At 71.4% G+C, this 4725-nt stretch carries 2 protein-coding genes and 3 pseudogenes; 2 read left to right on the top strand and 3 right to left on the bottom strand.

What is annotated here, in order from left to right:
• Positions 1-594, top strand: a pseudogene (locus GUY61_RS34915) (IS200/IS605 family accessory protein TnpB-related protein); the annotation flags it as partial.
• Positions 595-995: 401 nt separating this feature from the next.
• On the top strand, positions 996-1775 hold the full coding sequence (locus GUY61_RS34910; protein WP_166634335.1) for a SigB/SigF/SigG family RNA polymerase sigma factor: 780 nt from the start codon (positions 996-998) through the stop codon (positions 1773-1775).
• 39 nt (positions 1776-1814) lie between these two features.
• On the opposite strand, the pseudogene GUY61_RS34905 reads toward GUY61_RS34910, so the two are convergent.
• The 3 genes and pseudogenes from GUY61_RS34905 to GUY61_RS34895 all read right to left on the bottom strand — a co-directional run.
• A pseudogene (locus tag GUY61_RS34905) lies at positions 1815-2252 on the bottom strand (response regulator); the annotation flags it as partial.
• Positions 2249-3949, bottom strand: a pseudogene (locus tag GUY61_RS34900) (ATP-binding protein). The pseudogenes GUY61_RS34905 and GUY61_RS34900, both read right to left, overlap by 4 nt.
• A gap of 369 nt (positions 3950-4318) precedes the next feature.
• The gene (locus GUY61_RS34895) at positions 4319-4648 is read right to left on the bottom strand and encodes a DUF5133 domain-containing protein (RefSeq protein ID WP_166634334.1); all 330 of its coding nucleotides are present in this window, start codon (positions 4646-4648) and stop codon (positions 4319-4321) included.
• Positions 4649-4725 lie beyond the last annotated feature (77 nt).

Raw genomic sequence — 4725 nt, 5'->3', positions numbered from 1 at the left:
GAGAACCACTCCGGTTCGACCACGACCTCACCGGCACCGCCGCCCGCCGCGACGCCCAGGTCCGCCACGCCCTGACCCGCCTGCTGCACTTCGCCGCCCGCCACCACCTCGCCATCGCCGTCGAAGATCTCGACTTCACCGCCGAGACCACCCGCGAGAAGCACGGACGCCGCAAACATTTCCGCCACCTGATCTCCGGCATGCCCACCTCCAGGCTGCGGGCCCGGCTGGTGTCGATGGCGGCCGCACTCGGAATCCCCGTCGTCGCCGTCGACTCCGCCTACACCAGCAAGTGGGGCCGCCCAGCACTGACGCAAACCCCTCACCAGCAAGACCAGGAAGACCACTCGCCACGACGCGGCAGCCGTGGCCATCGGCAGGCGCGCCCTGGGACACCCGATCCGGCGACGGACGGCACCGCCCCCGCACGACCGGAGTGATCGTGCGGGGCATCGGACCGTCCAGACCGCACCGGCGGCTCCGGGGCGTGAGGGAACCGCCCCCGCATCCCCGGACCACGGACACGATCCGCGCGCGCCGGACGCGGAGCGAACGCGGGCAACCAGGACGCCCAGCACCGTTCGGGGCATCCGGCTGAGCACGAGTCCTGAGAACAGGGACTCGCTCCCACTCAGTCTCAGAATCCGGATCGGTCGATCCCTGACGACACCCAGTCTGCCCCGCCCGTCACGTTCCACGCACATGCATTCGACTCCTTGTGTCGAACCCGGGAAGGCGCAGGTCGAAGGGGGTGCGAGGGTGGATAGCGCCGGGCGGGCCGGGTCGGCGGCCCGGAACCGGGCCGTCTTCGCCATTCGGGAGATTGCAGGAGGTCTTCGCGTTTGCCCGTAACGGGTGGGGGCAGGCGGGAGTCGTGCTTTGAACAACAGGCACGCCCGTTGGAGCGGTACGGCTCCGGGCGTGTGCTGCCCGGTCCGCCGACTCCTCGACGGTGACCCCTTCTGTCGCTCTCGCCCCCCCAAGGGAGTTGCTCAATGCACCCTCAGACACGGACCCGGCACCCGCATGACGACGCACCCGACACGGCCGACGCCTTCGTACGGCTGCGTTCCCTGCCGCCAGGCCCGGAGAAGGACGCCGTCCGCGACGAGCTGGCACGGGCCTGGCTTCCCATGGCGGAACGTATCGCCGGCCGTTTCCGCAACCGCGGGGAGACGGTGGACGACCTGCGGCAGGTGGCCGCCCTCGGGCTGGTCAAGGCCATCGATCGCTACGACCCCGGACTCGGCAACGCCTTCGCCAGCTACGCGGTGCCGACCATCACGGGAGAGATCAAGCGTCACTTCCGCGACTGCACCTGGACCGTCCACGTCCCGCGGCGCGTGCAGGACCTGCGCAACCGGGTGCGGACGGCCCGCAGGGAACTCACCGACGGCGGAGACCGCGCACCCGCCCTCTCGGAGATCGCGAGCCGCGCCGGCATGACCGAGGAGGAGGCGGCGGAGGGCCTGGAGGCGCTGGAGAGCTACACAGCGCTGTCCCTGGACGCGGAGGTCGCGGGGAGCGACGACGGGTTCACCCTCGTCGACGCGCTCGGCGGTCCCGACCCGGCCCTGGACGTCGTGGTCGACCGCGAGTCGGTCAAGCCCGCCCTCCAGCGGCTGCCGGAGCGCGAGCGGGAGATCCTCTTCAAGCGCTTCTTCGGCGACATGACGCAGAGCCGCATAGCGGAGGATCTGGGCATCTCCCAGATGCACGTCTCGCGGCTCATCAGCCGCTCGTGCAGCCGCCTCAGGAACGAGGCGGGCGCGTAGCGGCCCGCACGCGGCCCTGCCCCGCCCGCGCCCCGCGCGACGGCCGGGCAGCCGGACGACGGTCACGAAGAAGTCGTCGATGCGCCGCACGGCCGCGATGAACTGGTCCAGGTCCACCGGCTTGGTCACATAGGCGTTGGCGTGCAGCTTGTAACTGCGCAGGATGTCCTCCTCGGCGGAGGAGGTGGTCAGCACCACCACCGGGATCAGCGAGAGCTCCGGGTCCGTCTTGATGCGCTCCAGGACCTGCCGGCCGTCGTACTTCGGCAGATTGAGGTCGAGCAGGATGAGGTCGGGCCGCGGCGCTTCGGCGTAGGAGCCGCGCCGGTACAGGAAGTCAAGGGCCTCCTGCCCGTCGCGCACCACGTGCAGCGTGTTGCGGATCTTGTTGTCCTCGAAGGCCTCACGGGTCATCAGCTCGTCGCCCGGGTCGTCCTCGACCAGCAGGACCTCGATCGGCTGTACGGGCGTGTTCACTGGGTCGCTCCTTGCGTGACGCGATGCGTGTCCTGGCCGCCACCGCCGGGACCGGAGGCGTCCGTGCGGGAGGCGTCCGCGCCGGACGTGTCCTGGCCGGCGCCGTCGGCGGGAAGGGTGAAAACGACGCGGGTTCCGCCGCCGGGCACGGCGTCCAGCCGGATCCGCCCGCCGTGGAACTCCACGATCTTGCGGCACAGGGCCAGGCCGATGCCGGTGCCCTCGTACTCGTCCCTCGCGTGCAGCCGCTGGAAGATGACGAAGACCTTGTCGGTGAACTCGGGGGCGATCCCGATGCCGTTGTCCGCCACGGAGAACAGCCAATCGTCCCCGTCGCGCACGCAGTCCACCTCGACACGGCAGGGGCCGTCCTTGCGGCGGAACTTCACCGCGTTGCCGATCAGGTTCTGCCACAGCATGGCGAGGGCCGTCGGATCTCCACTCACCTCGGGCAGCGGCCGCCTGCGCACGACGGTGGCCCCCGACTCCTCGAGCGCAGCCGCCAGATTGGCCAGTGACCGGTCGAGCTACCGGTCCAGCGGCACCGGCTGCCGTGCGTCGTGGACCCGCCCCACCCGGGAGAAGGTGAGCAGGTCGTTGATCAGCACCTGCATCCGCTTGGCCCCGTCGACGGCGAACTCGATGTACTTCTTGCCCCGGTCGTCGAGTTCCTCTCCGTAACGCTTCTCCAGGAGCTGGCAGAACGACGCGACCTTGCGCAGCGGTTCCTGCAGATCGTGCGACGCCACGTAGGCGAACTGCTCCAGTTCGGAGTTGGAGCGGCGCAGCTCCTCCGTCTGCTCCGCGAGCAGCGCCTCCCGGGCGCGCGACTCGTCGAGTTCGCGGGAGATGCGGCGGCGCATCGCCTCCACGGCTTCCGCGAGCGCCCGCACGTCGGAGGGTCCGTCCACGTCGATCCGCTCGTCGAGGGACCCGGCGCGAGCGGCCTCGGAGGCGGTGCGCAGCCGGTCGAGCGGACGGCCGACGGTCAGGCGGAGCACGATGCCGAAGGCGACGACGGCGAGACCGAACACCGACACCATGAGCGCGAAGGACCAGTTGCGCGCGGTGTCGAGGCGGGAGATGTCCGCGCGGGCCCTGTCACGGGCCGCGTCGATGGACCGCTCCTGCTGGTCGAAGCGGGCGCGCAGGGCGTCGAAAGCGGTCTTGCTGCGTGCCGGCCGCGCCTCGGACCCGCCGCCGTCGACTCCCCTGCGGGTGGCCGCGATCAGCGGCTCCGCGTGGTCCTCCCGCCATGCGGACGCCAGTTCCTCGATGTGCCGCAGCTGTCCGCTCAGCCGTTCGTCGTCCGCGAGGAGGTCCTCCAGGAGGCGGGCGCTGCGCCGCTCCTCGGCCCGGCCGGTGCCGTACGGCGTGAGGAAGGAGGCGTCACCGGTGAGCGCGAACCCGCGGACGGCCGTCTCCGGGTCGAACAGCCCCTTCACCAAGTAGTCCTGGGCGCCGGCCGCGACCGCGGCGAGCCCCGCCTCTGCCTCGGCGAGACCGGTCACGACGATGACAGCGGCCCGGGCCGAGCACCCGACGACCTGTTTCACGGCCTCGACTCCGCGCGTGTCGGGAAGGTGCAGGTCCAGCAGTACGCACACGGGACGGCGAGCCCCGGAGAGGAACTTCTGTGCCTCGGCGAGGGTTTTGCACCAGGTCAGCGAGGGTTCCAGATCGCCGTCGGCGAGCATCTCCTCGACGAGCAGCGCGTCCGCCGCGTCGTCCTCGACCAGCAGGATCTCGGCGTCGAGCGCCCAGACCGATTCATCCGCCGACAATGAGCCTCCTGTGATCGCCTGCTGCCGGAAACGTCCCGGCGCCGCGGCGCGCTGCCGGCAGATCCGTGCGCTCGCGGTGTGTCGCGGTGCCGTCATCGGACCTGGCCGAGCGTCCGTCCGGCGGAACCCGCCGGGACCGCGCTCACGCGGGACCCCCGAGCCGCGTTGCCGGGGTCGTTCCGGTTCGCCCGGCGGGCGGACGGCTCTCCGCCGTGCGACCGCACGCATCGGACGCCGCGAGCCCGGCTCTCCGGGCGGACGGCGCCAGTTCCACAACCTTGCCTAGTGCCGGACACCGCATACCTCTCGTGCCGCGAACCGCCGCCGGGGCGGGGGAAATCGGGTGCCACGCGGGCGGCGGGAGCGGGACGGGTCGCGGCCCGCGGGCTCGCAGTCCGCGGCCTCCGCCCCTTCGAGCAGTGCGCGGGCGGCCCGCAGTGCGGCGTCGATGTCGTACGTCCCTGTGGACACGCAGAGCGCGTGCACGAGATCCTCGGTGCGCTGCCGCTCCCGCCGCTCCTGCTGGCCGCTCCGGCGGGGAGCGCCGGTAAGGTGCGAGGTTTCGTACTCCTCGATCAGATCACGCAGTACGAGGGGGGAAGCGAGCAGCATGGAGGGCCCTTTCGACGCAGAGGTGCCGACCGTGTACCCCGTAACGCGCGGGGCACGCGACGGGAACGGGACTTCGC

The organism is Streptomyces sp. GC420, from assembly GCF_009916105.1.
GTDB lineage: Bacteria > Actinomycetota > Actinomycetes > Streptomycetales > Streptomycetaceae > Streptomyces.
The sequence above is the reverse complement of the archived record's forward strand: the minus strand, read 5'-3'. Positions and strand labels throughout refer to the sequence as shown.

What these genes read in the sequence shown, in the direction of transcription:
- GUY61_RS34910 (WP_166634335.1), top strand. Translation starts at nt 996, where the DNA reads ATGCACCCTCAGACACGGACCCGGCACCCGCATGACGACGCACCCGAC.
- GUY61_RS34895 (WP_166634334.1), bottom strand. Translation starts at nt 4,648, where the DNA reads ATGCTGCTCGCTTCCCCCCTCGTACTGCGTGATCTGATCGAGGAGTAC.